General features: G+C 71.3%; 20 protein-coding genes. 2 read left to right on the forward strand and 18 right to left on the reverse strand.

Going from position 1 to position 23,011, the window contains the following annotated elements; translation table 11 throughout:
• Window positions 1-7: 7 nt before the first annotated feature.
• From D892_RS0134030 to D892_RS0134100, 14 genes are all read right to left on the reverse strand, one after another.
• Window positions 8-637 (reverse strand): hypothetical protein, encoded by a 630-nt coding sequence (locus tag D892_RS0134030; protein ID WP_024805534.1) that lies wholly within the window; start codon window positions 635-637, stop codon window positions 8-10.
• Entirely contained in the window at window positions 634-2,361 is a 1,728-nt protein-coding gene (locus D892_RS49415; protein ID WP_024805535.1) for a peptidoglycan DD-metalloendopeptidase family protein, read from the reverse strand. Before D892_RS49415 ends, D892_RS0134030 begins: the two co-directional genes overlap by 4 nt.
• A gap of 511 nt (window positions 2,362-2,872) precedes the next feature.
• A complete protein-coding gene (locus D892_RS0134045) occupies window positions 2,873-3,154 on the reverse strand; it encodes a transposase (protein ID WP_232236229.1) in 282 nt (93 codons plus the stop codon).
• A 163-nt stretch (window positions 3,155-3,317) separates the two neighbouring features.
• On the reverse strand, window positions 3,318-6,989 hold the full coding sequence (locus tag D892_RS48930; RefSeq protein ID WP_024805538.1) for a hypothetical protein: 3,672 nt from the start codon (window positions 6,987-6,989) through the stop codon (window positions 3,318-3,320).
• An 84-nt stretch (window positions 6,990-7,073) separates the two neighbouring features.
• The gene (locus tag D892_RS0134055) at window positions 7,074-8,576 is read right to left on the reverse strand and encodes an SCO6880 family protein (protein WP_024805539.1); all 1,503 of its coding nucleotides are present in this window, start codon (window positions 8,574-8,576) and stop codon (window positions 7,074-7,076) included.
• On the reverse strand, window positions 8,573-10,066 hold the full coding sequence (locus D892_RS0134060) for a hypothetical protein (protein ID WP_024805540.1): 1,494 nt from the start codon (window positions 10,064-10,066) through the stop codon (window positions 8,573-8,575). The genes D892_RS0134055 and D892_RS0134060 overlap by 4 nt, the downstream gene beginning before the upstream one ends.
• A 79-nt stretch (window positions 10,067-10,145) precedes the next feature.
• Window positions 10,146-10,988, reverse strand: coding sequence for a hypothetical protein (locus D892_RS0134065; protein WP_024805541.1), 843 nt, complete (start codon window positions 10,986-10,988; stop codon window positions 10,146-10,148).
• Window positions 10,985-11,629, reverse strand: a complete 645-nt coding sequence (locus D892_RS0134070) for a hypothetical protein (RefSeq protein WP_232236230.1) — start codon at window positions 11,627-11,629, stop codon at window positions 10,985-10,987. Before D892_RS0134070 ends, D892_RS0134065 begins: the two co-directional genes overlap by 4 nt.
• A gap of 13 nt (window positions 11,630-11,642) precedes the next feature.
• Window positions 11,643-11,903 (reverse strand): hypothetical protein, encoded by a 261-nt coding sequence (locus tag D892_RS0134075; protein ID WP_024805543.1) that lies wholly within the window; start codon window positions 11,901-11,903, stop codon window positions 11,643-11,645.
• Window positions 11,903-12,199 (reverse strand): hypothetical protein, encoded by a 297-nt coding sequence (locus tag D892_RS0134080; RefSeq protein WP_024805544.1) that lies wholly within the window; start codon window positions 12,197-12,199, stop codon window positions 11,903-11,905. Before D892_RS0134080 ends, D892_RS0134075 begins: the two co-directional genes overlap by 1 nt.
• Window positions 12,196-12,873, reverse strand: a complete 678-nt coding sequence (locus D892_RS0134085; RefSeq protein ID WP_024805545.1) for a hypothetical protein — start codon at window positions 12,871-12,873, stop codon at window positions 12,196-12,198. Before D892_RS0134085 ends, D892_RS0134080 begins: the two co-directional genes overlap by 4 nt.
• Window positions 12,870-13,745, reverse strand: a complete 876-nt coding sequence (locus D892_RS0134090; RefSeq protein WP_024805546.1) for a hypothetical protein — start codon at window positions 13,743-13,745, stop codon at window positions 12,870-12,872. Before D892_RS0134090 ends, D892_RS0134085 begins: the two co-directional genes overlap by 4 nt.
• 15 nt (window positions 13,746-13,760) lie before the next feature.
• Window positions 13,761-14,747, reverse strand: a complete 987-nt coding sequence (locus tag D892_RS0134095; protein WP_024805547.1) for a hypothetical protein — start codon at window positions 14,745-14,747, stop codon at window positions 13,761-13,763.
• A gap of 57 nt (window positions 14,748-14,804) precedes the next feature.
• A complete protein-coding gene (locus D892_RS0134100) occupies window positions 14,805-16,463 on the reverse strand; it encodes a cutinase family protein (RefSeq protein WP_232236231.1) in 1,659 nt (552 codons plus the stop codon).
• Window positions 16,464-16,862: 399 nt separating this feature from the next.
• Here D892_RS0134100 and D892_RS0134110 point away from each other — a divergent pair, with 399 nt between their 5' ends.
• Window positions 16,863-17,708, forward strand: a complete 846-nt coding sequence (locus tag D892_RS0134110) for a DMT family transporter (protein ID WP_024805549.1) — start codon at window positions 16,863-16,865, stop codon at window positions 17,706-17,708.
• A gap of 64 nt (window positions 17,709-17,772) precedes the next feature.
• On the opposite strand, the gene D892_RS0134115 is transcribed toward D892_RS0134110, so the two are convergent.
• The gene (locus D892_RS0134115) at window positions 17,773-20,199 is read right to left on the reverse strand and encodes a bifunctional (p)ppGpp synthetase/guanosine-3',5'-bis(diphosphate) 3'-pyrophosphohydrolase (protein WP_024805550.1); all 2,427 of its coding nucleotides are present in this window, start codon (window positions 20,197-20,199) and stop codon (window positions 17,773-17,775) included.
• 376 nt (window positions 20,200-20,575) lie between these two features.
• Here D892_RS0134115 and D892_RS0134120 point away from each other — a divergent pair, with 376 nt between their 5' ends.
• Entirely contained in the window at window positions 20,576-20,929 is a 354-nt protein-coding gene (locus D892_RS0134120; RefSeq protein ID WP_024805551.1) for an MmcQ/YjbR family DNA-binding protein, read from the forward strand.
• Between the two features lie 82 nt (window positions 20,930-21,011).
• On the opposite strand, the gene D892_RS0134125 is transcribed toward D892_RS0134120, so the two are convergent.
• From D892_RS0134125 to msrB, 3 genes are all read right to left on the reverse strand, one after another.
• Complete coding sequence (locus tag D892_RS0134125) at window positions 21,012-21,884, reverse strand: DUF1460 domain-containing protein (RefSeq protein ID WP_084161336.1); 873 nt, start codon at window positions 21,882-21,884, stop codon at window positions 21,012-21,014.
• A 126-nt stretch (window positions 21,885-22,010) separates the two neighbouring features.
• Complete coding sequence (msrA, locus tag D892_RS0134130; RefSeq protein WP_156960032.1) at window positions 22,011-22,478, reverse strand: peptide-methionine (S)-S-oxide reductase MsrA; 468 nt, start codon at window positions 22,476-22,478, stop codon at window positions 22,011-22,013.
• Between the two features lie 44 nt (window positions 22,479-22,522).
• Window positions 22,523-22,978 (reverse strand): peptide-methionine (R)-S-oxide reductase MsrB, encoded by a 456-nt coding sequence (gene msrB / locus D892_RS0134135; RefSeq protein ID WP_024805554.1) that lies wholly within the window; start codon window positions 22,976-22,978, stop codon window positions 22,523-22,525.
• Window positions 22,979-23,011: the final 33 nt, after the last annotated feature.

Here is a 23,011-nt window from a genome sequence, read left to right on the forward strand (position 1 = left end):
GTGTCGCTCAACGGAATCCGTCGAGCCGCCAGCCGTCGGGGGTGCGCACGACGGTGGCGATGACCGTCGCCGGTGCCAGCGGCTCCCGCCGGCCGTCCGGGTAGACCGCGGTCTGCTCGATTCCGATCTTGTACTGCTCGTGGTCCGGATCGCCCGCGCTGGGGGCCTTCTCCCCCGAGGCGAAGGTGAACGCTTCCACACGCGCGCCCGCTTTGCCCCAATCGGCCCACCGCAGCGTCGGTTTCGGGGTCTCGGCGGCACCGGCCGGTGTATCCAGGGTACGGATCAGGCTCGGGCCCAGCCACTTCCGCGCCCGGGCCAGCGAACCTCCCTGGGCCTCGGTCACCGGGTACCAGGTGTAGATCTCCTTGACCGCGGCCACCGCCACACCGTCGGGGGTGGTCGGATCGGGCGCCGGGACCGCCTCCAGCCGGCGGGGGGTGGGCGTGGGCGACCGCACGGCGCCGTCCGAGCCGTCGCCGCCGCACGCGGAGGTGAGCACCCCGACTCCCACCACCAGCACCACCACCAGATTCGCCTGTTTCACCGTATTCATCCAGGTTATCCGGCCCGGGCGCGGCAGCGGCCGCACCCGACCGGATCCGGTCTCGGCGTGTCCGTTTCGTGTCGCGGTCACAGCACCCTCCGCAGCCGGCCGTCGCCGGGGATCGGGACCTCGCGCACACCGGACGGATTGGTCGATCGGATCATCGTGCCGTTGCCGGCGTAGATGCCGACATCCGCCGGACCGCGCGGGCCGAAATCGGAAAACACCAGGTCACCCGGTTGCGCCTTGTTCATCGACACCTCCGCGCCCATCTCCCACTGCTGTTCGGCGGTCTGCGGCAGGGTCACCTGACCCGACGACGCCGCGAAGACGGCCGCGGAGGTGAGGCCCGGGCCGTCCAGGCCGCCGCCCGTCGGACCGGACGGCCCGCCGCCGCCCCATACGTACGGGGTGCCGAGCCACTGCTCGGCCGCCTGGACAACACCGCTTCCGGACCGGCCGTCGGGCTGGAACCGGCCCATCGAACCCGGGGAACGGAACTGGGCCTCCATCGCGAGGATGTTCGCCACGTACGGCCGGGTTTCGGAGAAGTGCCCGGGCACCTGGTTGGGCATGCCGCCGGACGCGAGCACCGCGCCCTCGCCCGCGTTGTAGGCCGCCAGGGTGAGCTGGATGACGTCGCCGTTCACCTTGCCCTCGCCGATCCACCGCTCGACCTGGTGCGCGATCGAGCACATATAGCGGCCCTGCGCCATGATCGAGTCGCCGTCGTCCCACAGGCTGGCCGCGCCGCTGCTGTCGGCGTCGAGCAGATAGGGCTGACCGTCGTCGGGGTTGGTCGCGCGCGCGGTGGAGGGCAGGAACTGCGCCAGGCCCTGGGCGCCGGCCGGCGAGGTGAGGCCACGCCGGAATCCGGATTCCTGCCGCCCCTGCGCGGCCAGGATCGACGGAGTGATCTCCGGGCACAGCGAACCCGCACGGCGGTACCAGATTTCGAGTTCCGGCGGCACCTTGCCGTCGGCGAGTGCGCCGCCGGCGGTGCCGAAGCCGCGCAGACACCGCGGATCGGCCGAATAGGGCCATGCGCCACCGCCGCTCGGCGTGGGCGCGCCGTCCAGCCAGGGCAGCGGGTCGATCTGGCGGCCGCCCGTGAAGCGGCCGCCGGGCACGATCTCGAAATGCAGGTGCGGGCCGGAGGATTCGCCCGCCGAACCGACCGCGCCGATCTCCTGGCCGGCCCGCACGGTCTGGCCGACGCGCACCTTCACCCCGCTCTCCCATTCGTGGCCGTACACCGCCGAGAACGGGCGGCCGTTGACGTCGATCGAGTCGACCACGATCCAGTTGCCGAAGCCGGACGCCGGGCCCGCCGCCACGACCACGCCGTCGGCGACGGAGAAGATCGGCGTGTTCTCGGCCGCGGCCAGGTCGACGCCGAGGTGGGCGCCGCCGCGCGCGCCGAAGGTGTCCGAAATCTGGAACGCTCCGCCGGGCAGCGGCCAGGTCCGCCGGATCGGGGCGTTACCGGCCGCCAGCGACGCGGTGCCGGTCACGGCCGAGTGCGTCGCGGCCGCAGGCTCGTTCGCGGTACCGCGGTCGGCGGAGGAACTCGCCGTCACCGAGCCGAATGCCGCCGTACCGGACACTGCCGAACTCGACGGCGCACCCGACCCCGACGCCCCCGCGGCTCGCGGGTCACCGGGCGGATATCCCCCCAGCGGCGGGGCGGCCGAGGACGGCACGGTCGTGGTATCGCATTCGTCCTCCGACGCCGGCACCACCACGACCAGCACCAGCGTGACCAACCCGATCACGCTGCCCAGGACCACCCATGTCAGCGTCTTCGCGTTCACCGCACCACCACGGCACCGAACACGCCCCGAGCGCATGCGGCCGTCCGGCGCCGCACCCTGAGCGGGAGGGGGGTACGGGCTGTGGGCCGAGCGGGCATTCGGCCGGCGGGTTGCCACTCGAATCCGGCGGCCCGGTGCACGACGGTCCCCCGCACCTCCGCACGGGCCGCGTCGGCGATGCCGACGAGAGCGCGGGCACGGAACGAGAAGCAGGCGGGCCCGGCATCGGAGCGCCGCTCCGCCGAGGGCCGGATCTCCTGTGACCCACCGGCTTCCGGCACCGATCGGGGACCTGGACGTGCCGTGGGCGAAACCTCGGGCAGGACAACGGAACCGGTGACAACCGTGGATGCGGCGCGGGCGCCGTCAGGGGTGCGCGGCCCGAACTCCCCCTGTGCGGCAACCATTCCCGCACTCCGCGCATGCGCACGCATCCCGGCCGGCGGTCCGGAGGGGGTGCGGGAACGAGCACGGGGTGCGGTGGGAGAGGCCGCGGGACGGGTGCGTCGGATCATGTGATGCGTTTGGTTTCGTTGAGGGTTTCCACGAGGGTGCGGTTCATCTCGGCGGCGGCGGCCAGCTGCTGTTGCAGCAGGGCGACCTTGCGGCGCAGCGCGGTGGCGTCCATCCGGTCCAGGCCCGGGCCCTCCGCGGCGCGGACCCAGTTGCGCACCGAGTTGGTGTGCACGCCGATCTGCTCGGCCACCACCCGGCACGCCTCGGACTCGCTGCGTAACCTCCCGGTCAGGGCGGTCACCTGCTCGACCGCGGCCTGACGCACCTCCGGCGACACTCTTCGATAGGACCTGTGCGGCATCATCCCGATAACCTCCCGATGCTGGGCAGCCGACTGTGCGAATTCTGGTGCGGCACAAACCGTTGCCGACTCGGTTCGAGTCCGGTCCGGCGCACACCGGCGAACGTGCGCACCCGCCCCCGCGCGGTCGCACCCCGCCTCACGCGGCACTCCCCTCGTCCCCCGACCGTGCGGTGGACTCGGTGAACTCGCTGAAGCGCTGGTTGGTTTCGTGAATGCCGCTGTCCCGCTCCGAGGCCGTGAACTCCATGTGGAACGGAATGCCGGGACGGCGGTCCTCACCGATCTTGAGCAGGAACTTGCCGGTGCCCGGCGCCGGCGGCCGGGACTGGCCGGGCTTGAGCGCCTCGCCCGTCAACGCCTGCGGCGCCGACCATCCCGTCACCATATCCTCCTCGGCGGAGGTGAACGGGACCGTCGAATCCAGGCGTTTGATCTCCTCGGGCGGCAGCGCACCGAAGATCTTGGCGCGCGCGCGTTCCAGGAAGCCCAGCGCCTTCGCGATGGCGGCCTCGGAACCGAGCGACTGCAGGTCCTTGATGGTGTGGCTGATCATGATCAGCGCGGTGGCGATGGTGCGCTGCAGGCGGGTCAGTTCGTCGACGCGGTCGACCATGAAGTCACCGAGACCGAGCACCTGCCACAGCTCGTCCATCACGACCTGGAAGTAGCGCTGCGGTCCGAGCTTGGCGTCGGCCATCACGTGCGCCGCCTCGACCGAGGCGAAACCATCGGCCCAGCAGGCCAGCATGACGGCGGCCTTGAGTTTCTTGTCGCCGTTGGGAATATGCGACACGTCGATGCAGACCGCCACCGCCGACGTATCGATCGGCGTGCTGGTCTGGCCGTTGAACACCGCGCCGAAGGGGCCCTGGGTGAGCGCGCGCAGCGACCGGCGCAGGCCCTTGGTGGCCTCGTGGTACTCGTCCGCGTTCTCGGCGCCGGCGTCGAGCATCAGCTCGTGACCGCCGTTGCTGATCACATCGGCCAGATCCTCCATGATCGGCGGGCTGTCCGGGGTGAAGCCGCTGCCCTCGCGGTACAGGATCCGCAGCGCGGTGGAGATCAGCGTCTCCTCGTAGTCGCGCACCCGGGCGCCGCGCACCAGCTCGACCAGTCCGGCGATCAGGGTGACCTGCCGGGCCCGGAGTTCCTGTGTCACTTGCAGTTGCAGCGCCGGCATCTCTTCCAGCCGCGGCACGATCTGGCCCAGCACGCCACCGGCCAGCGGATTCAGCACGCCGTGGCCGTAGCCGAGGTCGATGACCTGGCCGCCGACCATCTCCACCATCTTGCGGTAGTCGGGTTTCACGTCGGCCAGGATCAGCGGCGTGATGCCCTGCGCGACGCCGCCGAGCACGATCCGGCGCACCAGCGAGGACTTGCCGAAACCGTTGAGGCCCAGCACGAACAGGCTCGGTGCGGTGATGAAGCTGCCGCGCATGAACCAGTTCATCGGGTCGAAGCAGACCGGCGCGCCGGTATGCAGATGGGAGCCGAGCGGGGTGCCGATCAGCGGCGCGCCGGCGCCGACGGACCACGGCCACAGGCCCGCCACCTGCGCCGTGGTGGCACGGTACTCCACGGGGCGGCCGACCACGCTCATCCGCCCGCCGCCCGGCCCGGAATAGCCGCGGTCGGTGAGCGGTGCGGTCTCGCGGTCGGATCCGTCCTCGGAGATCGCCTCGCGCCGCGCCGCGGCGTTGGCGCGGCGCAGGTCGTCGGTGCGGATGCGGAAGGCCGCCCAGGCCGCGCGCAATCCGTTGCGCTCGCGCGCGATGGCCTCGTAGCGGGCCCGCGCCGTATCGTCGAGCAGCGGCGGGCCCTGGGTCTTCTGCCTGCCCGGCGCGGATTTCCGGGCCGGTGTGCGGGAACGGCCGGGCTTCGGGTCGGTGCGGTCGGGACGGTCGGGGCGGGGACCGCCGGAACGCTGGGGGGCGGGAGCATGCATGGGAACCTCGGATCCGGAATCGCGAACCGGCCGATCGGGGCGGGAACCGTTGGCGCGCGGCCGGTTCGCCCCCGATCGCTCGGCGTCGGCACGCGCGCGGCCGGATCCGCGCACGTGCTCCCGGCCGGACGGCTCGTCCGGCCGACGGCGGCGCCGGCCGGATTGCGTGGCGCCGGAAGTGAAGTGGTCGGCCGGGATCTCGATCCGCGCGGGGAGATCCGGCGGAACGGCGCCGGCCGTACGCTGCCGGACGGCATCGTCCGTGCTCTGCCGGAAGGCACCTTCCGTACTCCGCCGCGCAGCACCTTCCGTACTCTGCCGGGCAGCACCTTCCGTACTCCGCCGCGCAGCACCGTCCGTACTCTGCCGGGCAGCACCTTCCGCGCTCTGCCGGGCAGCACCTTCCGTGCTCTGCCGGGCAGCACCTTCCGTGCTCTGCCGCGCAGCACCGTCCGTGCTCTGCCGGGCAGCACCGTCCGTGCTCTGCCGGGCAGCACCTTCCGCGCTCTGCCGGGCAGCACCGTCGGTGCGCGATCGCGAAGCGCCCGAAGGCGTCCGCGCGGGAGGTGCGTCGCGGGAGGTGCGCTGCGCCGCGCCGATGCCGGGGGCGGTTCCGGAGAAGGGTGTGGCGCCCGGACCGTCGGCGCCGTCGGCCCGGGTGCGGCCGGAAACCCGCTCGCCGGAACCGTTGTTCGCACCGTTGGTGCCGCCCCGTGCCCGGGTGGCGGATTCGCCGGCGGACGTCTCCGGCCCCTCCGGCAAGGCCCGCGACGATGCGGGATGCCGGGTGGTGGCCCGGTCGATCCCCGTCCGGGCACGGCCGGCCGCGCCGTCCGCGTCCCGATCGGTGCGTCCGGGATCGTGCGATTCCGGACGCGTCGCGCGTGATTCGCCGGCCTGCCCGTCCGGATCTCCGGCACCCGGATCCGGGTCGCCCGATTCCGCACGGGCACTTCGCGATTCGCCACCGCGACCGGAAACCCGGCCGCCGGCCCGGCCCACACCACCGGATTCGTCACGGGCAGCACGTGTTTCGTCACCCCGCCCCGGGGCACGGCCGGATCCGCGAACCGCGCCGTTCGAATCGTCACGGACGGCGCCTGCTCCCCCCTCACGCCCGGCCACATCGCCACCTGCCGGATCCCCGCTGCGCGATTCGGCACGCGCGGCACGGGATTCACCGTCGCGCCCGGACGCTCCGCGCGCCTCGGCCTCTCCCCGGTCCGGGCCACGAGCCGGCCTGCGCGCGGCACGGGATTCGTCGGCATGTCCGCGGGCCTCCGTACGTCCCCGGCCCGCGTCGAGCGGTTCCGACGGGGCCGCTCCGGCCGCGGAGTCCGCCTGCCCCACGCCGTGCAATTGCGTATGCGCGGCGGAGGATTCGTCCACCCGCAGCACCGGTTCGGTGATCGCCCGCTCCGACCGGTCGCGCTCGGCCGGCCTGGCGCCCGGTTCCGTGGCCCGCGCGATCGCATCCGCCCGGCCCGGTTCACGACGCCCACGGGATCCGCCGGCCGCCCCGGACCGGCCCGCCGATTTCCGCGACGAGCTACGCGCGGAACGGGATTCGGCGTCCCGGTCGGCGCCGGCGCGCCGATCCCGGTCGACCGTCGGACGGTTCGGCTCGGGTTCCCCGGGTGCGCGGTGGCGCACGGGGCGCAACGGCACGTCGTCCCAGTCGGCAGGCCAGTCCTCCGAACCGGGTTCGCCGGGCGTGTACGCCTCGAGTTCCCAGCCGTCGGCGCGGCCGCGCCGCGCGCCCCGGCCCACGGGCACCGGATTCTCCGGATCCACCACCCGCTCGCGGTAGCGCGGTGGCTCCCCGCGCCGCCGGATCGGCGGCTCCTGCTCACCTGCCATGAACGCTCACTCCTCCGCCTCGCCGGCGCTCGGCTCCGTCGTGCGCGAGGCGCCCTGTGCCCTCGGTTCGCTCGCTGCGCTCACTCACCCCGCCAATGCCTTCGGAATGCTCGCGTGCTCCGGCAGGATGACCCCGCATCCGAGCGACGCCGCGAAGGCCGCCGCCTGATAGCGATAGCACCGCCGGATCTTCAACCGCGCCTGCGTGGACAGATCGCGGGTTATCGCCTCGATGCGCGGCAGGTCGCCGCGCAGGGGCTCGGTGATGGTCACCAGCGCCCCGAACCGGGTCACACCGTGACCGCGGGCCTGCTCCTCCCGGGCCTGCTGGGTGGCGCCCACACGCAGCGTCGCCGACGCCGAGACGACGCCGCGCTCGCTCTGCTGGGCGACCAGGGCGTTCTTGTAGTCGTCGTCGACGATCTCCGCGGCGTCGGCCGCCGAGTGCGGGCGGTACACGATGGCGATCCGCTTGCGCGGCACCTCGGGATTCGGCGCCAGCAGGCGCTGCAGCACCCGCTCGTCCACCGCGCCCTCGGGGGCGGTATCCATCTCCCAGGTGACCGAGCGGCCGCCGTCGTGCAGGAAGTGATCCCAGCGTTCCTCGTGCGAGATCGGGCCCGCATCCGCCCAATCCAGGCCGTGGCCGCCGGGATCGCCGACCGAGACCTCCAGATCGGCCTGCGAGGCCGGATCGTAGCTGCGCCGGATGAATCCGATCACCTCGTCGGCCGACATCGGCTGGGCGCGCACGCCCGCCTCCGCCATCGCCGCGCAGATACCCGGCAGCCGGCGGCCGATCTCCACGGCCTCCTCGGCCGGATTCTTGCGACGCTCGGCGGTGGTGGCCTTGAACGTGATCGCCACCCGGGGCAGCAACTGCACCCGCTCCTGCGGCAATTCGGTGGCGAGCTCGAACATCACCTGCTGGGCCAGATCCGGCGCCTCCGAGCGGGTGATGGTGGAAACCTCGGTGAGCAAACGGTTTCCGGTCTCGGGCACGGTGTCGATGACCGGGACGACGGCGATGATGTCGGAGGTCTGGCCGAGCGAGGCCAGGAACGTCCCCCACGCCGACACCCAGCGGTCGATCACCGGCTGGTCGACCGCCTCGTGCCCCTGCGGCCAGGCCCGCAGCACCACCGTGTACTGGGCGAACTGCGGGAGATGGATCATGCCGAAGCTGTAGCCACCGGCGTCGATGCCCTCGTAGAGCTTCGACGGCGCCATCAGGCCCGGCAGCCGCGCCGCGCCGCCGGGGACGCGGGAGAACCGGCCGCCGCGGTACACGTGCTCGCCCTTGCTGCGGCCGCGCAACCAATGGAACATCATCAATCCCGTCTCGTATCCGGAGCGGCCCCCCGTCCGCCAGACCAGTGGAACCATCACGACCGCGCCGATGCCGGCCACGAAGAACGCCGGCTTCGGGCCCGCCACCAGCGCCGTCAGCAGCGCCGTGATGACGACCACGAAACCGAGCACGGTCTCCCCCCAGCGCAAGCCGAAAAGGCCTGCGCTGCGGGGCTTCTGCCACAGACCGTACGAGCGGCGCTCGTAGATGCTGCTGCTGCTCTCGGTCGTCGTCATCGCGGAATGGTGCTCCTGCCGAGGTCGGGTGAGCGGTTGGCCCAGCGGTCGCCGGCGACGTCACCCATGGCGGCGTCGGCCCGGTTCAGGCCGCCGCTCGCGGCCCGGGCCGTCGCGATGCGATTCATCGCGCTGGACGGGGCGGATCGTACTGCGCCGGAGCCGCCCGGAGCCGCAGGACGCGCGGCGGGCTGACCGCCTTGACCACCCTGTCCGCCCCGGCCACCGCCACCGCCGCGGGGCGGAGTCGGCCGCGGCGCACCACCGCCGCCGCGCGGACCGGTGCCGCCGGGCGGACGCTGACCGCCGCCTCGGCCGACGTACCCGGGCGCACCCGCCGAGGCGGTGCCGCGTACGCCGACCGCCTTGGTGCCGACCGCGCCCAGCGCCGCGGCGCCCAGCAGCACACCGCCGGTGGCGCCCAGACCCGAACCGCCCGTGCCGATCATCGCCACGGTCGGCGCGACCAGCCGCATCAGCGCCGGCAGCACGAACGCCACGCTGCACAGCAGCACGATCGCGACCAGCATGCGCTGCGCCTGCTCGGCGTCCGGCAGCTGCGAGGTCGAGGACAGCTCGTCGGTGTTGCCCACCGCGATGAACGCGATCATGTACACGATCGCGGCCACCGGTTTCCACAGCATGAACGCGATGATCCAGCTCAGCAGCTTCGGATAGGACTGCTTACCCATACTCGTGCCGGAGGCCGCCGCCGCCAGCGGCAGCATCCCCGCGGCGACGACCAGCAACCCCTGCCGGACGATCGCCAGCACGATCTGGGCGAGCGCGCCGAGCAGGCCGACGACCGCGATGATCAGCACGAGTCCGGGTGAAAACGCTTGCAGCTTGGCGGTTTTCACCATGAACTCGGCGATGTTCTTGGCATTGCCGTCGGTGGCGTCCTGAATCACCCAGGAGGCGAACCGGTCCGAGGCCTGGGTGCCCGCGACGATCACCGCCCCCAGCATCCAGGAACTGAATATGACCCGCGCCAACATCCGGAACGATTCGCCCGCCTCGTTCAGCGCGGCACCGCGTCTGGCCTCGGCCAATCTGGCCCCGGACAGGATCACCGACACGATGAGCAGGAGTATCTGCGCTTGATAGGTGTAGTCGTTGATCTTCTGGAACAGCGCCCCGCCGTCGCTGATCCGCTCGTTGGGCACCTTCATCCAGAAGGTCAGCGCCATGATCAGCGCCTGCCCGAGCCCGTTCATCAGCGAGTCGACCACCTTGCCGAAGGTGGAGTCCCATGCCTTGTCGCGCACGGCGCCCGCGGCGTCGGACGGATGGCTCGCGGCATTACCCGCCTTGCACGCGGCCGACGCGGCGTCGCCGAGCGAGACGCCGGGGACGCCGAGCCCGTCGAGATCGTCGTGTATCTCGTTGCAGGTCTGGTCGAATCCGTAGGTCTGTCCGTACGCCACCGTCGGTGTCGCGACCACGACGGTGAACACGACCGCGAGGATCGTGACGATGCGCCTCACCATGTCGTACGCCTCTCGATGCTTGGCAGTGAATCGATCCGGACCGGTTGTTGCTCTATGACTTCTCTTGCCTTTCTGACACTCACCATCTCGTCCACCCCGTGATCGAGTCGACGTATTCGGTCGGCGAACCCGTCGATTCGGTCGGCTTCAGCCGCCAGTCGCCCCCTTCCCACACCATGACCAGCCGCACCGCGGCCCACAGCTGCTTGCCGTCGTTGACCGGGCCGCGCGCGGCCAGCCGCACGATGGCCATGTCGTCGGCGTAGTTCTCGACCCGGAACGCGTCCGGCGCCACCAGGTATCGCGTGATCCGCTCCGGCTGCTGCCCGGGCAGCTTGCCGGCGTCGAGCGCCTTGTCGTAGGCCGCCAGCTGCGGCGCCGACGCGCGCACCTGACGGGTGTACAGGCCGCGGTCGGCCGGGCGGGCATTGAGCCGGTAGGTGATCTGCGCGGCCGCCAGCGCCGCGCCCTGCGGCGTATGCGAATACCCGACGGCCAGGCCGTCGCCGTCGACGCTCGTGGGCCCGTCGCTGGTGGAGAACGGCACCGACGCGCCGTACACCCGCTGCCAGCCGTGCGGTTCGGTGGTGCCCGCCGGACCGGCGGTCAGCCAGTCCTCCTCGGACGGACTCTTCTGCTGCGACGGGTCCTGCGGAAGCGGTTGTCCCGCAGGATTGTTCGGAACATCCACGCGACGGCCGAACAGGTCCACCTCGGGCGCCGCGAAGCCGGTGGCATCGCTCCCGGCCGCCGGGGACGGCGCCGAGGCCGGTGCCCGGTCGTCGCCGGAGTCGTCCCGCCCCACATACATGAACACGCCGACCACCACGATCAGCGCCAGCACCGCGGCGGACACGATGACGCCGAAGGAGACGCTGCGGTCTTCCCCGGTGTAGGAACCGGCCGCGCCCTTCTCGGTCATGTGGGGGCCTCCAATGTCACGACGTCGGCGGGGAGTTGGTCGATGGCGTCGACCGGGCGCGTGATCGCGTCCGGATCGGGCAGCCGTAATCTCCAGTCCTCCGCGAACCATTCGACGGTGGTGTGGTTCACCGCCCGGGAACCGTCCGAATATTCGGTGTAGACGTCCACGCTCGATCTGTCCTGGGTGTACTCCGTGACGCGGTAGCCGAGCACCCGCGGCGCGTATTGTTCGGCCGCCGGCCCGGTGATCGACAGCTGCACCCGGTTGACCGACCACTCGTCGCGGGCCGGCCCCGGCACCAGTTCCCGGGCCACCACCGTCGACCACTGACCGTCGGTGGCCACCGACAGCCGCACCGAATGCGTGATCGCCGCGACCGCCGCACCGGGCGGGTCGTGGTCGAATCCGGTTGCGGCGCCTTCACTGTCGTTCTTCGGGCCCTGATCGGTGACGGGCAGCGGGACGCCCTGATACGGCTGCCAGCGCACCCCGCTCGGCGGCCGGGCCGGATCCGGCCGCGACTCGTCGCCATCGCTCCCGCCGCACCCGGCGGCCGCCAGCACGGCGACGCCGAGCACACCCGCGGCGGCCCGGCGGATGCGCAAGGGAGTCATCGCGTCGATGTCGGCCGATGTCATGGCGCCCAACCGCTCACGTCGGAAGCACGGTCAGTGCGATCGCGCTCGCCGAGCTGGCCACCACCGCGCCGATCAGGCTCATCACGATGCCGTGGGAGGCGTCGTTCACGGCCATGTCGTCGCGCATCGCCGACCACAGCCGCCCGGCCGAGATGATCATCCAGGCCAGGCAGAACAACAGCACGACCCACAGCAGCCAGTTGATGAGCTGCATGACGGGCTCGACCACCTCGGTCGGCATCCGCTTGTAGGCAAGCACGGTCGCGGCCGACATCAGCTACCGATGACCGCGTTCATGATGGTTCCGGCGCTCGTCGCGATGATGCCGCCGATCATCGCGCCGGCCACCATCTTCGGCGACTCCAGCCCGCCGCCCGTCCACTTCTCCCATGCGAATTTGCCTCCCGCGTAGGTGATTCCCAGGATGCCCGACAGCAGCACGAACCATGTGAAGTACCGGACCAATTTCAACAATTTCTCCGAGGCCGGAGGAGCCTCGGGCGTCGGATTCCCGACCTGGGCGAGTACGACGCCGTACGTCTCGTGCACGGCCGCCAGGATGGTACTCATCGAGCGTCCTCTTCTTCTTCCAATTGCGAACTGCTAGTTACTTTCTCACGAATCACCTCGACGATGCTCGCACCGAGTTCGCCGATGTCGTGCGGAACCTCTTGCAGGGGATCGAGTTTGCGTTTCTTCTGCTGCGGGGGCGGGTCCGACGGCGACCACACCGGCAGCTGATCGGGCTCGACGAGCGTCCACTCCTCGTGCCACGGCACCTGCCAGACGGTGCCGGCCAGGGAGCCGACCACATCGCGATAGCGGCGGATCTCGACGGGGATGCGGCCCGGGCGGACCGCGACGGTGATCAGGCCGAGCACCTCGCTCGGCCCGGCCAGTCCCGCGCGATGCTGGCGGAGCAGGTCGTGGGCGCGGGCCAGCCCCGCGATCGTCTCGCGGGCCGCCAGCACCACGAACGGCGACTCCCGCTCGAAGACGCCCGGCCAGCGCCGGTGCGAATCCGCCGCGGGCGCAAGCACATGCGAGAGGGTGCTGGCCCCGGCGCCGCCGTGCACCCCGAGCAACCAGACCAGCGGGGCGCGGCCGGCGCCGGGCACGGGGCGCTCCCAGACGGGGGCGCGCCGCGATTCCGGCGGCGCGACGACACCCGCCGTACCCGCGGGGCCCTCGCCCCCCGCGGCGGATTCCGATGAGTTCCGAGGTTCCTTCATGGCCGCGGTCATGATGCCACCCCCGCCACGAGCGTGCGATAGGCCCTGCGGGTCTCGGCGGCAAGCATGGTGTGGCGCACCAATTCCCCGCGACCCAGCTGCTGGTCGTAGGGGATTTCGCGGATGTCGCGCACCCATCCGGTGAGGTGCTCGCGCAAATGGTCGGCGATGGCGGGCTCGCTGCCGGGCTGCTGGTGCGAGACCACGATCGTGGTGTCGCCGACGATGCCGCCGCCCGGCCCCTCGGCCGGGCCGCCGAACTGGTCGTCGAGCCATTCCAGGGTGACGCGCAGCCGGTTGGCGGCGTCGACGCGGGCCGGAATGGCCAGCACCAGAGCGATATCGGCGTCCTCCAGCAGCGGGCGCAGGTGCCGCCCGGCGATCGGGCTGCCGCCGTCGTAGACCGGGGTGTATCCGGCGTCGGCCACCGCGCGCGCGACCGTCAGGTAGGTGGCGCGCCGGCGCAGCGGTGCCGCATCGCGCCACAGCAGTCCGATCCCGGAACTGGCGTACGACAGGCATTCCTTCAGCGGCGCCGGTTCGTCGTCGCCGCGCCCGTACAGCCACTGCTGCAGGCTGATCGGGCTCAGGTTCTCGTCGGCGCCGCGCAGCGCCAGATCGCTGCCGGAGGCCGTCGCGTCGACGGCGACGGTGGGCGCGCCGGCCGTGCCGAGTTCACCGGCGATGCCGAGCGCGGTCGTCGTGGTGCCCGCGCCGCCGCAGCCGCCCACCACCAGGATCGGGCGCGACAGCGGGGCGTCGTCGCCGTCGTCGCCCCGGCCCTTGCGTAACCGCACCACCGGAGCCTTCGCGCGCGTCTCACGGCTCGCGGGATCGCCCGCCTCGGGCGCCTCGTCGAGCCACCGGCTCCAGTCCTGTCCCATCCCTCAGCTCTCCTCTTACCCGGCCGCGATTCCCGTGATCAGGGTCCGGCCGCCGATCACCGCCGTGGTGACCGCCTGCTTGCCATAGGTCGCCGGCGCGCCGCCGGGGCGGCGCTCGGTGACCTCCACCGCGTACTTACCGGTGCCGTCGCCGTCCGCGCTGACGGTCGCCACGCGTACGCAATGCGCGGTACCGGGCGGGACGGAATCGATGCCGCGCTGGATCACCGAGGCCGGCGAGACGGGCGCGCCGGGCGCGACCACCTCCCGGGCGCGCTCGGCGGACCGCTCGACGTAGTAGGAGTGCTGGAACCACATGATCGCGGCGGGCCCGGAATCGGTGCCGCCCGGCTCGGCGCCGCGGATCACCCGCTCGGCGGTCTCGGTGGGGCAGAATCCGCCCGCCGCTCCCCCGCCGATGCCGGAGGTCAGCCGCACCGCCGACGCCGGTCCGGCGGAATGCGCAGGGCCGCCGCGGATATGCAGCACATAGACCGCGACGGCACCGGCGACCGCCAGCACCAGCACGGCCACCGCCAGGACCAGCGCGACGCGCCACGGATCCGGCCGGGTGCGTTCACGGAGGGTGTGCGGCGATGCGGCCGCGCCGGGCCCGTCCCGGCCGACCCGGCCCGTCGCGTCCAGATCGGTGACCGGGCGGCGCCGGGGGGTGACCTCCGGCTCGATCTCCTCGTCGTCCCACGGGAAGCGGACCACATCGCCGGCGCGCTCGGGATAGTCGTCGTCGGGGCCCGGCGCGTGATCGCCCACCCAATCGGCCCAGCCGCCGGTGAATTCGCTGTGCCGGGTGGACTCCCCGGCGAACGGGACGTCGACCGGCTCGGGCTCGGTGTCGCGGATGTAGTGCGGGTAGCGCGCCGCACCGGCGTCGAACCCGTCGTCGGCGAACACGGGTTGTTCGCGCACGGCCGGACGGGTCTGGGCGCTCGGCGCCTCCAGCGCGGGATACCAGCGCGCCAACTCTTTGTACGACTTCAACATTCCCCCTTCCCCGCGGGGCCGGGCACATCGTGCGGCATCGTCGGACCCTCTCGGCGATCAGTTCGTGGAGAACGGGTAGTCGTTGGCGGTACCTGGAGCGGGCGAGGCCGTCGGCGCGGCGCCGGGGCCCGTCCCAAACGGAAATTGTCCCGTACCCGACGAATTCGGCGAACGCGACGCGCCGGGGGGCGGCACCAAGATTCCCGTGACGGGGCTGTTCGAGGCACCTTTCGGTGACTCCGGGCGACCGTGCGCGGCGACCAGATCGCGGGCCGCCGCGGCCAGCCAATCGGCGACGAATCGCACCGGCGCGTCGCCCGCGGCGTCCACCGCCGCCGTCGCGTAGGCGCCGTGCCGCTGGACGGTATCCCAGTACCGCACCCAGGTCGCGGTGTCCAGCAACTCCCGGTTGTCGGTGATGTTCTGAACGACCGCCTGGAAAGCCTGATCGATGAGCCGCGACACCGTCACCGGTGGGATCAGCTGGGTCACCGCGCCGGTCAGCCCGGCGGCGAACCGCGTCAGCGCGACCGGCGGATCGGTCAGTGCGGCGCGCGCCAATTCGCCGATGGCCGCGGGATTCAGCACCGTGCGCACCACCGTGCCCACGGCGTTCAGGCCGATCAGCCCGACCTTGAACAGCGCGTGCATGGGATCGGCGAGGCCGATGCGGCTGCGCGGATCGGACGCCTCCGCGATGCGCTGCGAGATCGACTCCCGCGGCTGATACGACAGCGAGGCCGGCACGGTGCCCTGCACATCCGAGTTCATCACCGTGGCCGCGGTCTTGATCGAGGTGAATGCCAGTGCCTGCGAGATCGATTGCAGCGCGGTGATCGGATCGCCGCCCGAGAGCGTGGACTGGCCCGCCACATTCGCGACCGCCCGCAGGATCGGGGCGCCGGCGGGTGCGTCGCAGGCCAGATCGCCCGCGGCGCAGAAGCTCGCCACCCGCCCCGTGAGCGCGCCGAAATCGTGGGCCCGGTCGCGGTCGGGGCCGATGCCGCCGCCCGTCGCCGGCTCCTGCGGCAGGGCCCGCACGGCCGACACCCGGGAGCCCGCCGTGTCGGGCACCGCCTGCGGGGTCGATCGGCCGGGCGCGCCGGGGAACAGCGCCGCACCGGGATTACGCGTCGGATCGGCGAAAAGCGCTACGGCCGCAACCCTTTCCGGCGGCAGCACGCCCCGCCCGGCGCCGATCTCCTGGGCGAACAGCGAGGCGACGTGCGCCCCCTGCGAATAGCCGACGATCGCGAAACGGGTCTGCGCGCAGCGCTGGGCTACCTGGCCGGCCATGGCCCGCAGCCGGGACAGGCCCTGGGCCAGCGACTCCGAGTACGGCGCCTGCCCGCCCGGAACCGCGCCGCCGAAACCGGATTCGTAGGGCACGTAGGCACGGCCGACCAGGCCCCGCTCGGGCGCCTGGGCCAGCATCGGCAGGAACACCGAGGACAGCATGCCCGTGTCGGTGGTCGGGGCGGCGTCCGGGGAGGACTCGCCGGTGCCCTGAACGCCCAAGGCGTACAGGGCAGGACAGACATCGATCGCGACGGCGGTGGTGGGGCCGGACGGCTGCGCCTGCGCGGAGGGCGTTCCGATCGGCGACACTGCCCCGATCGACGCCACCGTCGCCATAACCAGTGCGATCGTGGCCGGCATACTCCAGGTTGTGCGCGTGGCCAGCAACGCCTGACCCCCTTCACCAGCTGTATGCATCAGTCCGGAGGGTCGAGTGCCGCAGCGACCCGTTGTGGACGACCATTGTCCAGCGATCGTCTTGCGTCCGAGTTGCGGTCGTTGCCGCGCGGGCCTCGAAACCCAATAGACCGTAACAGAATAGAACGAACCGCGCAGTGCAAGCTGCATATTGCGAACGCCCAATCGGAACTATCAACGCCCCTACCGTAAACCGACCGGAAGAATTCTAGCCGCCGCCCCACCCTTCGCGACTTCTGCTGACATCCGGGCGACCACCGTCGGCAATCCCCCACGCGGCGAGACGATCTCGCGCGCCGCGACCGTCGCCCGGGCCGAGACGACTGAAATGCCGGGAGTTTGCCGGGACACGCCCGCGGTGGCGCCCGGTATCGCCTGGGCGGCGGGCAGACTGAGGCGGTGGCGGATCTTCCGGTGGCGGCGGTGGTGTGCGCGTTCGTCGGCGCGGTGTTGTTCGCGGTATCGGCGGTAGCGCAGCAGCGCGCGGCGGCGGCCGTACCGGAGGGCGAGGCGCTGCTGGCGCGCCTGGTCCGCAGCCCGCGGTGGTGGGCGGGAATCATCGGCGACGCGGGCGGATTCGGCTTTCAGGTGACGGCACTGGCACTGGGCTCGGTGCTGGTCGTCCAGCCGATTCTGGTGAGCGCACTGGTCTTTGCGCTCCCCCTGGCCGCGCACTACAGCGGCCGGCGGGTGACGCCCACGATGTGGGCGCAGGCGCTCGCGCTGTCGGCGGCGCTCGCGGTCTTCCTCGTCGTCGGCGATCCGACCGAGGGCGTCACCGACGCGCCGTGGCAGCGCTGGATCGGACCGCTGGGCCTGCTGTCGGCCGTGATCGCGGCCGCCGTCGCCGTGGCGGTCACGGCCCGGGCACCGGCGCTGCGGGCGCTGCTGCTCGGGACCGCCGCCGGGTTGCTGTTCGGTATCGCGGCCGCGCTCACGGAGCATGTCACCGAACTGTTCGGGCGGGGCGCCGGCCCGGTCCTGACCAGCTGGCAGCCCTACGCCCTGGCGGCCTCGGGAATCGTGGGCCTGTATCTGCAGCAGCGGGGCTATCAGGTGGGCCCGCTGTCGGCCTCGCTGCCGGCGTTCACGGTCGCCGAACCGCTGGGCGCGGCCTTCCTCGGCATGACCGTGCTCGGCGAGCGCCTGCGCAGCGGGCCCGTCGGCACCACATTCGTCCTGGTGGCCGTGGCGGTGATGGCCGTCGAGGCGGTGCGGCTGTCCCGGGCCCAGGCAGTGCGTTAGGCCGTCGACCAGTGCGACCGGCCGCGTCGGACGAAGCCGCCGCCGTTCACCGCGGCCGTCCCGGTCAGGCCGCCGACGTCACCCGGTAGACGTCGTACACGCCCTCCACGTTGCGCACCACGTTCAGCAGGTGGCCCAGGTGCTTCGGATCGCCCATCTCGAAGGTGAACTTGCTGATGGCGACGCGGTCGCCGGAGGTCATCACCGAGGCGGACAGGATGTTGACCTTCTCGTCGGCCAGCACCTTGGTGACGTCGGAGAGCAGGCGGGTGCGGTCGAGGGCCTCGATCTGGATCGCCACCAGGAACACCGACGACGGCGACGGCGCCCATTTCACGTCGATGATGCGTTCGGCCTGGTCGCGCAGCGAATCGGCATTGGTGCAGTCGGTGCGGTGCACGCTCACCGCGCCGCCGCGCGTCACGAAGCCCATGATCTCGTCGCCCGGGACCGGCGTGCAGCACTTGGCGAGCTTGGCCACCGTGCCGGGGGCGCCCGGAATCTCCACGCCGGCGTCGCCGCTCACCCGCTGCCGCGGGAGCAGGGTGGACGGCGTGGACCGCTCGGCCAGCTCGTTCTCGACGTCGCCGACGCCGCCGAGCTGGGCCATCAGCCGCTGCACCACGGTGTGCGCCGACACCTGGCTCTCCCCCACCGCCGCGTACAGCGCGGAGATGTCGGCGTAGTGCAGCTCGTGCGCGAGCGCGGTCATGGCGTCGGCGCTCATCAGCCGCTGCAGCGGCAGGCCGGACCGGCGGACCTCCTTGGAGATCTGCTCCTTGCCCGCCTCCAGCGCCTCCTCGCGGCGCTCCTTGGCGAACCACTGCCGGATCTTGGCCTTGGCGCGCGGCGACACCACGAAGTTCTGCCAGTCGCGGCTCGGCCCGGCGTTCTGCGCCTTGGACGTGAAGATCTCGACGACCTCGCCGTTCTCCAGCTGCCGCTCCAGCGCCACCAGCCGCCCGTTGACGCGGGCGCCGATGCAGCGGTGGCCGACCTCGGTATGTACGGCGTAGGCGAAATCGACCGGCGTCGACTTCTGCGGCAACGTGATGACGTCGCCCTTCGGGGTGAACACGAAGATCTCGGGCGACTTCAGGTCGAAGCGCAGCGACTCCAGGAACTCGGCCGGGTCGGCGGCCTCGCGCTGCCAGTCGAGCAGCTGGCGCATCCAGGCCATATCGTCGACTTCGGTGCTGTCGTTGGAGTGCCGGCCGCGGGTCTCCTTGTAGCGCCAGTGCGCGGCGATCCCGAATTCGGCGGTCCGGTGCATGTCCTGGGTGCGGATCTGCACCTCGAGCGGCTTTCCGTCGGGGCCGACGACGGTGGTGTGCAGCGACTGGTAGACGCCGTAGCGCGGCTGGGCGATGTAGTCCTTGAACCGGCCGGCCATCGGCTGCCACAGCGAATGCACCACGCCGACGGCCGCATAGCAGTCGCGCACCTCGTCGCACAGGATCCGGATGCCGACCAGGTCGTGGATGTCGTCGAAGTCCTTCCCCTTGACGATCATCTTCTGGTAGATCGACCAGTAGTGCTTGGGACGGCCCTCGACGACGGCGTTGATCCGGCTGGCGGCCAGCGTGTTCACGATCTCCGCGCGGACCTTGGCCAGATAGGTGTCGCGCGAGGGCGCCCGGTCGGCGACCAGGCGCACGATCTCGTCGTACTTCTTCGGGTGCAGGATCGCGAAGGCCAGATCCTCCAGCTCCCACTTGACGGTGGCCATGCCCAGCCGATGCGCCAGCGGCGCAATCACTTCCAGCGTCTCGCGGGCCTTCTTGGCCTGCTTCTCCGGCGGCAGGAAGCGCATTGTGCGCATGTTGTGCAGCCGGTCGGCGACCTTGATCACCAGCACCCGGGGATCGCGCGCCATCGCGATGATCATCTTGCGGATGGTCTCGGCCTCCGCGGCGGCGCCGAGGTTCACCTTGTCCAGCTTGGTGACGCCGTCGACCAGGTGCGCGACCTCGGGACCGAAATCTCGGGTCAGCTCGTCCAGCGAATAGCCGGTGTCCTCGACCGTATCGTGCAGCAGCGCGGCGACCAGGGTGGTGGTGTCCATGCCGAGTTCGGCGAGGATGTTGGCGACCGCGAGCGGATGGGTGATGTACGGATCGCCGGACTTGCGGAACTGGTGGGCGTGCTTCTCGTCGGCGACGTCGAAGGCGCGTTGCAGCAGTTGCAGGTTGGCCTTCGGATACAGCTCGCGGTGCACCGTGGCCAGCGGCTCCAGCACCGGCTTGACCGCGGCGATCCCGCGCTGGCCGGTCATCCGGCGGGCCAGCCGGGCGCGCACCCGGCGCGAGGCGGAGGTGGGCACGGCGGCCGGCGTGCCGGGCTGGCGCATCGGCATGTTGCTCGGCGTGGGCGCCTGCTCCGAGTTCGAGGCGGGGGTGTCGGCGGCCGGTTCCGGAGCGGAGGCCGCAGGGGTGGCGTCGCGATCGCCGCTCGATTGCTCGGCATTCGCTTTCTCCAGATGCTGAGTCATGCCACCACCTCTCCTGGCTCGATCGGAATACCCTATCCGACCGTCCTACGGCTCAGACCACCAACTTTAATCCGGTCGTTCGACACCCGCCGGGGTCGCTCCCGGACGCACGGTCCGGACCGGACATCAATGCACCGTCCGGACCGGATATCAATGCACCGTCCGGACCGGACATCGACGCACCGTCCGGGCCGGACAGCACCGCACGGCCCGGACAGCGCTGCGCCCACTCCGTGGCGATGTGCCGACCCTACGCCGCATCGGAACGAGTCGGCAGGTTCGCTGGATCATCGCTGATGAGCGCGCTGCCCGGCGGACCACCGCGGCCCGTGGCCGATCGCCGGAACGTGTCACCGGTCGGCTCTAGACTGCGCCCATGGACCCGCTACCGCGGCTACGGAAGATCTGCCTGGCGTTGCCGGAGAGCAGCGAGCGGCTCAGCCACGGCGCTCCCGCCTTCTTCGTGCGCGAGAAGAAGGTGTTCACGATGTACACCGTGGCGGCCTACGCCGAGCCCGGCCCGGCGATCTGGTGCCCCGCACCACCGGGCGCCCAGGCCGAACTGGTCGACGCCGAGCCCGAGCGCTTCTTCGTCCCGCCGTACGTCGGCCATCGCGGCTGGCTCGGCGTCCGCCTGGACGTCGACCTCGACTGGTCCGAGATCGACGGCATCGTCCGCGACGCCTTCCGTCTGGTCGCCCCGAAGAAGGTGAGCGCCCTGCTGGACTGAGCCCGGTGCGCCGCCGGATTCCGCCGATGAGCCGTCGGCCCCATCCACCCGGGCGGGACCGCTCGCGCCTCGGCGGGATCGACTAGTGCGGGCGGAGGACGACGATGCCCGGGACCGAACGGAGATAGTCGGCGAGCGGGGTGTCGACCACCTGGTCGTTCTCGGTCAGCGAGGACGCGTTGCGGAACATCGGGCCGTCCGGAGTGGTGACGACGATGCCGACGTGGGTGACGTCCAGGCCCGGCCGGTCGGCGTACGCGCCGAGATAGTCGCCGGTGCGCAGCTGCCCGATCACGCCGTCGCCGGCCGCGGCGCTCGGTATATACGTGATATTGCGGTCGACCACCGGCAGCCCCGGCAGGTAGGTCCCGCCGTCCCCCTTCGCGTTGAGGTGCTTGCCGACCGTCACCGCCGCCGGGCTCAGCGTCGCGGTGATATCGGCGGCGGCGATGCGCGGGGTGTGCGCCCAATCGGTGAAGAAATGCTTGCGATGTGCGAAATCGACTGTGCCGTCGGCATATCGCGTATCGACCAGGTTCGCCACGAACTGATCCCGGTCGGCCGAACGGCTCAGCGCCTCGACATAGTCGGCATAGGTGAAGCAGTCCACCCGCCGGAAATCGATGACCAGCTGTTCGGGCTCGGTCGCCGAGCCGACCAGCATGTCGGCGCCGTACGGGGTGCCGAGGAACTGCCGCGACAGCAGCTCGGTCAGCTCCCCCTTGCTCCGCGGGCCGGCCGCCGCCTTCGCGGCCAGCAGCTCGTCGAGCTTGTGCGAGGTGTAGTCGTCGAAAGCCACCGTGCCCGCCGGTGCGGCCACCGCGGCCGGGATCATCGATGAGATACCACAGGCCATCGCCACCACGACCAGCATTACGCGAGCGACACCGCGCACGACACCTCCACCGGAGTTGAGCAACAGGTCACGGACGGGCCGTTCGACCGACCCGACCATCCGACCGAGACTACTCCCCGAGACCGCGGCATACTTCGATCGCTTCCCTGTCGCCGCCGAAAACCCGTGCGGCCGAAGGCCGCCACGGGACGGGCCGCCGACCGCACGACCCGGCCCGGCGACTCGCTACTGCGCGGTGGCCTGCCGCTTCGGCAGCTTCCACCCCGGCCGCGGGTAATGGCAGGTGTAACCGTTCGGGAAGTGCTGCAAGTAGTCCTGGTGTTCGGGTTCGGCCTCCCAGAACTCGCTCGCGGGGGTCACCTCCGTCACCACCTTGCCCGGCCACAGGCCCGAATCCTCGACGTCGACGATGGTCTCCAGCGCGACGCGCTTCTGCTCGTCGTCGAGGTAGAAGATCGCCGACCGGTAGCTGGTGCCGATATCGTTGCCCTGGCGGTCCTTCGTGGTCGGATCGTGAATCTGGAAGAAGAACTCCAGCAGCGCCCGGTAATCGGTCCCCGCCGGGTCGTAGACGATCTCCACGGCCTCCGCATGACCCGGGTGATTGCGATAGGTCGGGTGGTCGTTGCGGCCGCCGGTGTAGCCGACCCGCGTCGACAGCACACCCGGCTGCTTGCGGATCAGGTCCTCCATCCCCCAGAAGCAACCACCGGCCAGAATCGCCTTGCGCGTGTCGGTCACGCGTCCTCCTTCGTGAACAGGGTCTTGTACCGCCCGTAGCCCTCCGCCTCGAGATCGTCGCGGTGGACGAATCGCAGGGCCGCCGAATTGATGCAGTACCGCAGGCCGCCCGCCTCGCGGGGGCCGTCGGGAAACACGTGCCCGAGATGACTGTCACCGAACGTGGAACGCACCTCGGTGCGGACCATCAGATGACTCGTATCCCGTTTCTCGACCACGGTGCCGGTGTCGATCGGCTTGGTGAAACTCGGCCAGCCCGAACCGCTGTCGAACTTGTCCACCGAGGCGAACAACGGCTCGCCGGACACCACGTCCACGTAGATACCCGGCTCGTGGTTGTCCCAGTACTCGCCCGTGAACGGCCGCTCGGTGCCGTCCTGCTGTGTGACGTGGTACTGCTCCGGCGACAGGGCGTCGACGGCCGCGGGGTTGCGGTGATATTCCGATGCCACATGACCTCCTCGTGTCGGCTCCCGGTACAACTC

The sequence above is a fragment of the Nocardia sp. BMG51109 genome (assembly GCF_000526215.1).
Taxonomy (GTDB): Bacteria; Actinomycetota; Actinomycetes; order Mycobacteriales; family Mycobacteriaceae; genus Nocardia.

Bases quoted from the DNA above. Each gene is read 5' to 3' on its own strand.
- D892_RS48930 (WP_024805538.1), bottom strand. From the start codon at position 6,989: ATGGCAGGTGAGCAGGAGCCGCCGATCCGGCGGCGCGGGGAGCCACCG.
- D892_RS0134055 (WP_024805539.1), bottom strand. From the start codon at position 8,576: ATGACGACGACCGAGAGCAGCAGCAGCATCTACGAGCGCCGCTCGTAC.
- D892_RS0134060 (WP_024805540.1), bottom strand. From the start codon at position 10,066: ATGGTGAGGCGCATCGTCACGATCCTCGCGGTCGTGTTCACCGTCGTG.
- D892_RS0134065 (WP_024805541.1), bottom strand. From the start codon at position 10,988: ATGACCGAGAAGGGCGCGGCCGGTTCCTACACCGGGGAAGACCGCAGC.
- D892_RS0134070 (WP_232236230.1), bottom strand. From the start codon at position 11,629: ATGACATCGGCCGACATCGACGCGATGACTCCCTTGCGCATCCGCCGG.
- D892_RS0134075 (WP_024805543.1), bottom strand. From the start codon at position 11,903: ATGTCGGCCGCGACCGTGCTTGCCTACAAGCGGATGCCGACCGAGGTG.
- D892_RS0134080 (WP_024805544.1), bottom strand. From the start codon at position 12,199: ATGAGTACCATCCTGGCGGCCGTGCACGAGACGTACGGCGTCGTACTC.
- D892_RS0134085 (WP_024805545.1), bottom strand. From the start codon at position 12,873: ATGACCGCGGCCATGAAGGAACCTCGGAACTCATCGGAATCCGCCGCG.
- D892_RS0134090 (WP_024805546.1), bottom strand. From the start codon at position 13,745: ATGGGACAGGACTGGAGCCGGTGGCTCGACGAGGCGCCCGAGGCGGGC.
- D892_RS0134095 (WP_024805547.1), bottom strand. From the start codon at position 14,747: ATGTTGAAGTCGTACAAAGAGTTGGCGCGCTGGTATCCCGCGCTGGAG.
- D892_RS0134100 (WP_232236231.1), bottom strand. From the start codon at position 16,463: ATGCATACAGCTGGTGAAGGGGGTCAGGCGTTGCTGGCCACGCGCACA.
- D892_RS0134115 (WP_024805550.1), bottom strand. From the start codon at position 20,199: ATGACTCAGCATCTGGAGAAAGCGAATGCCGAGCAATCGAGCGGCGAT.
- D892_RS0134120 (WP_024805551.1), top strand. From the start codon at position 20,576: ATGGACCCGCTACCGCGGCTACGGAAGATCTGCCTGGCGTTGCCGGAG.
- D892_RS0134125 (WP_084161336.1), bottom strand. From the start codon at position 21,884: ATGGTCGGGTCGGTCGAACGGCCCGTCCGTGACCTGTTGCTCAACTCC.
- msrA (WP_156960032.1), bottom strand. From the start codon at position 22,478: ATGGAGGACCTGATCCGCAAGCAGCCGGGTGTGCTGTCGACGCGGGTC.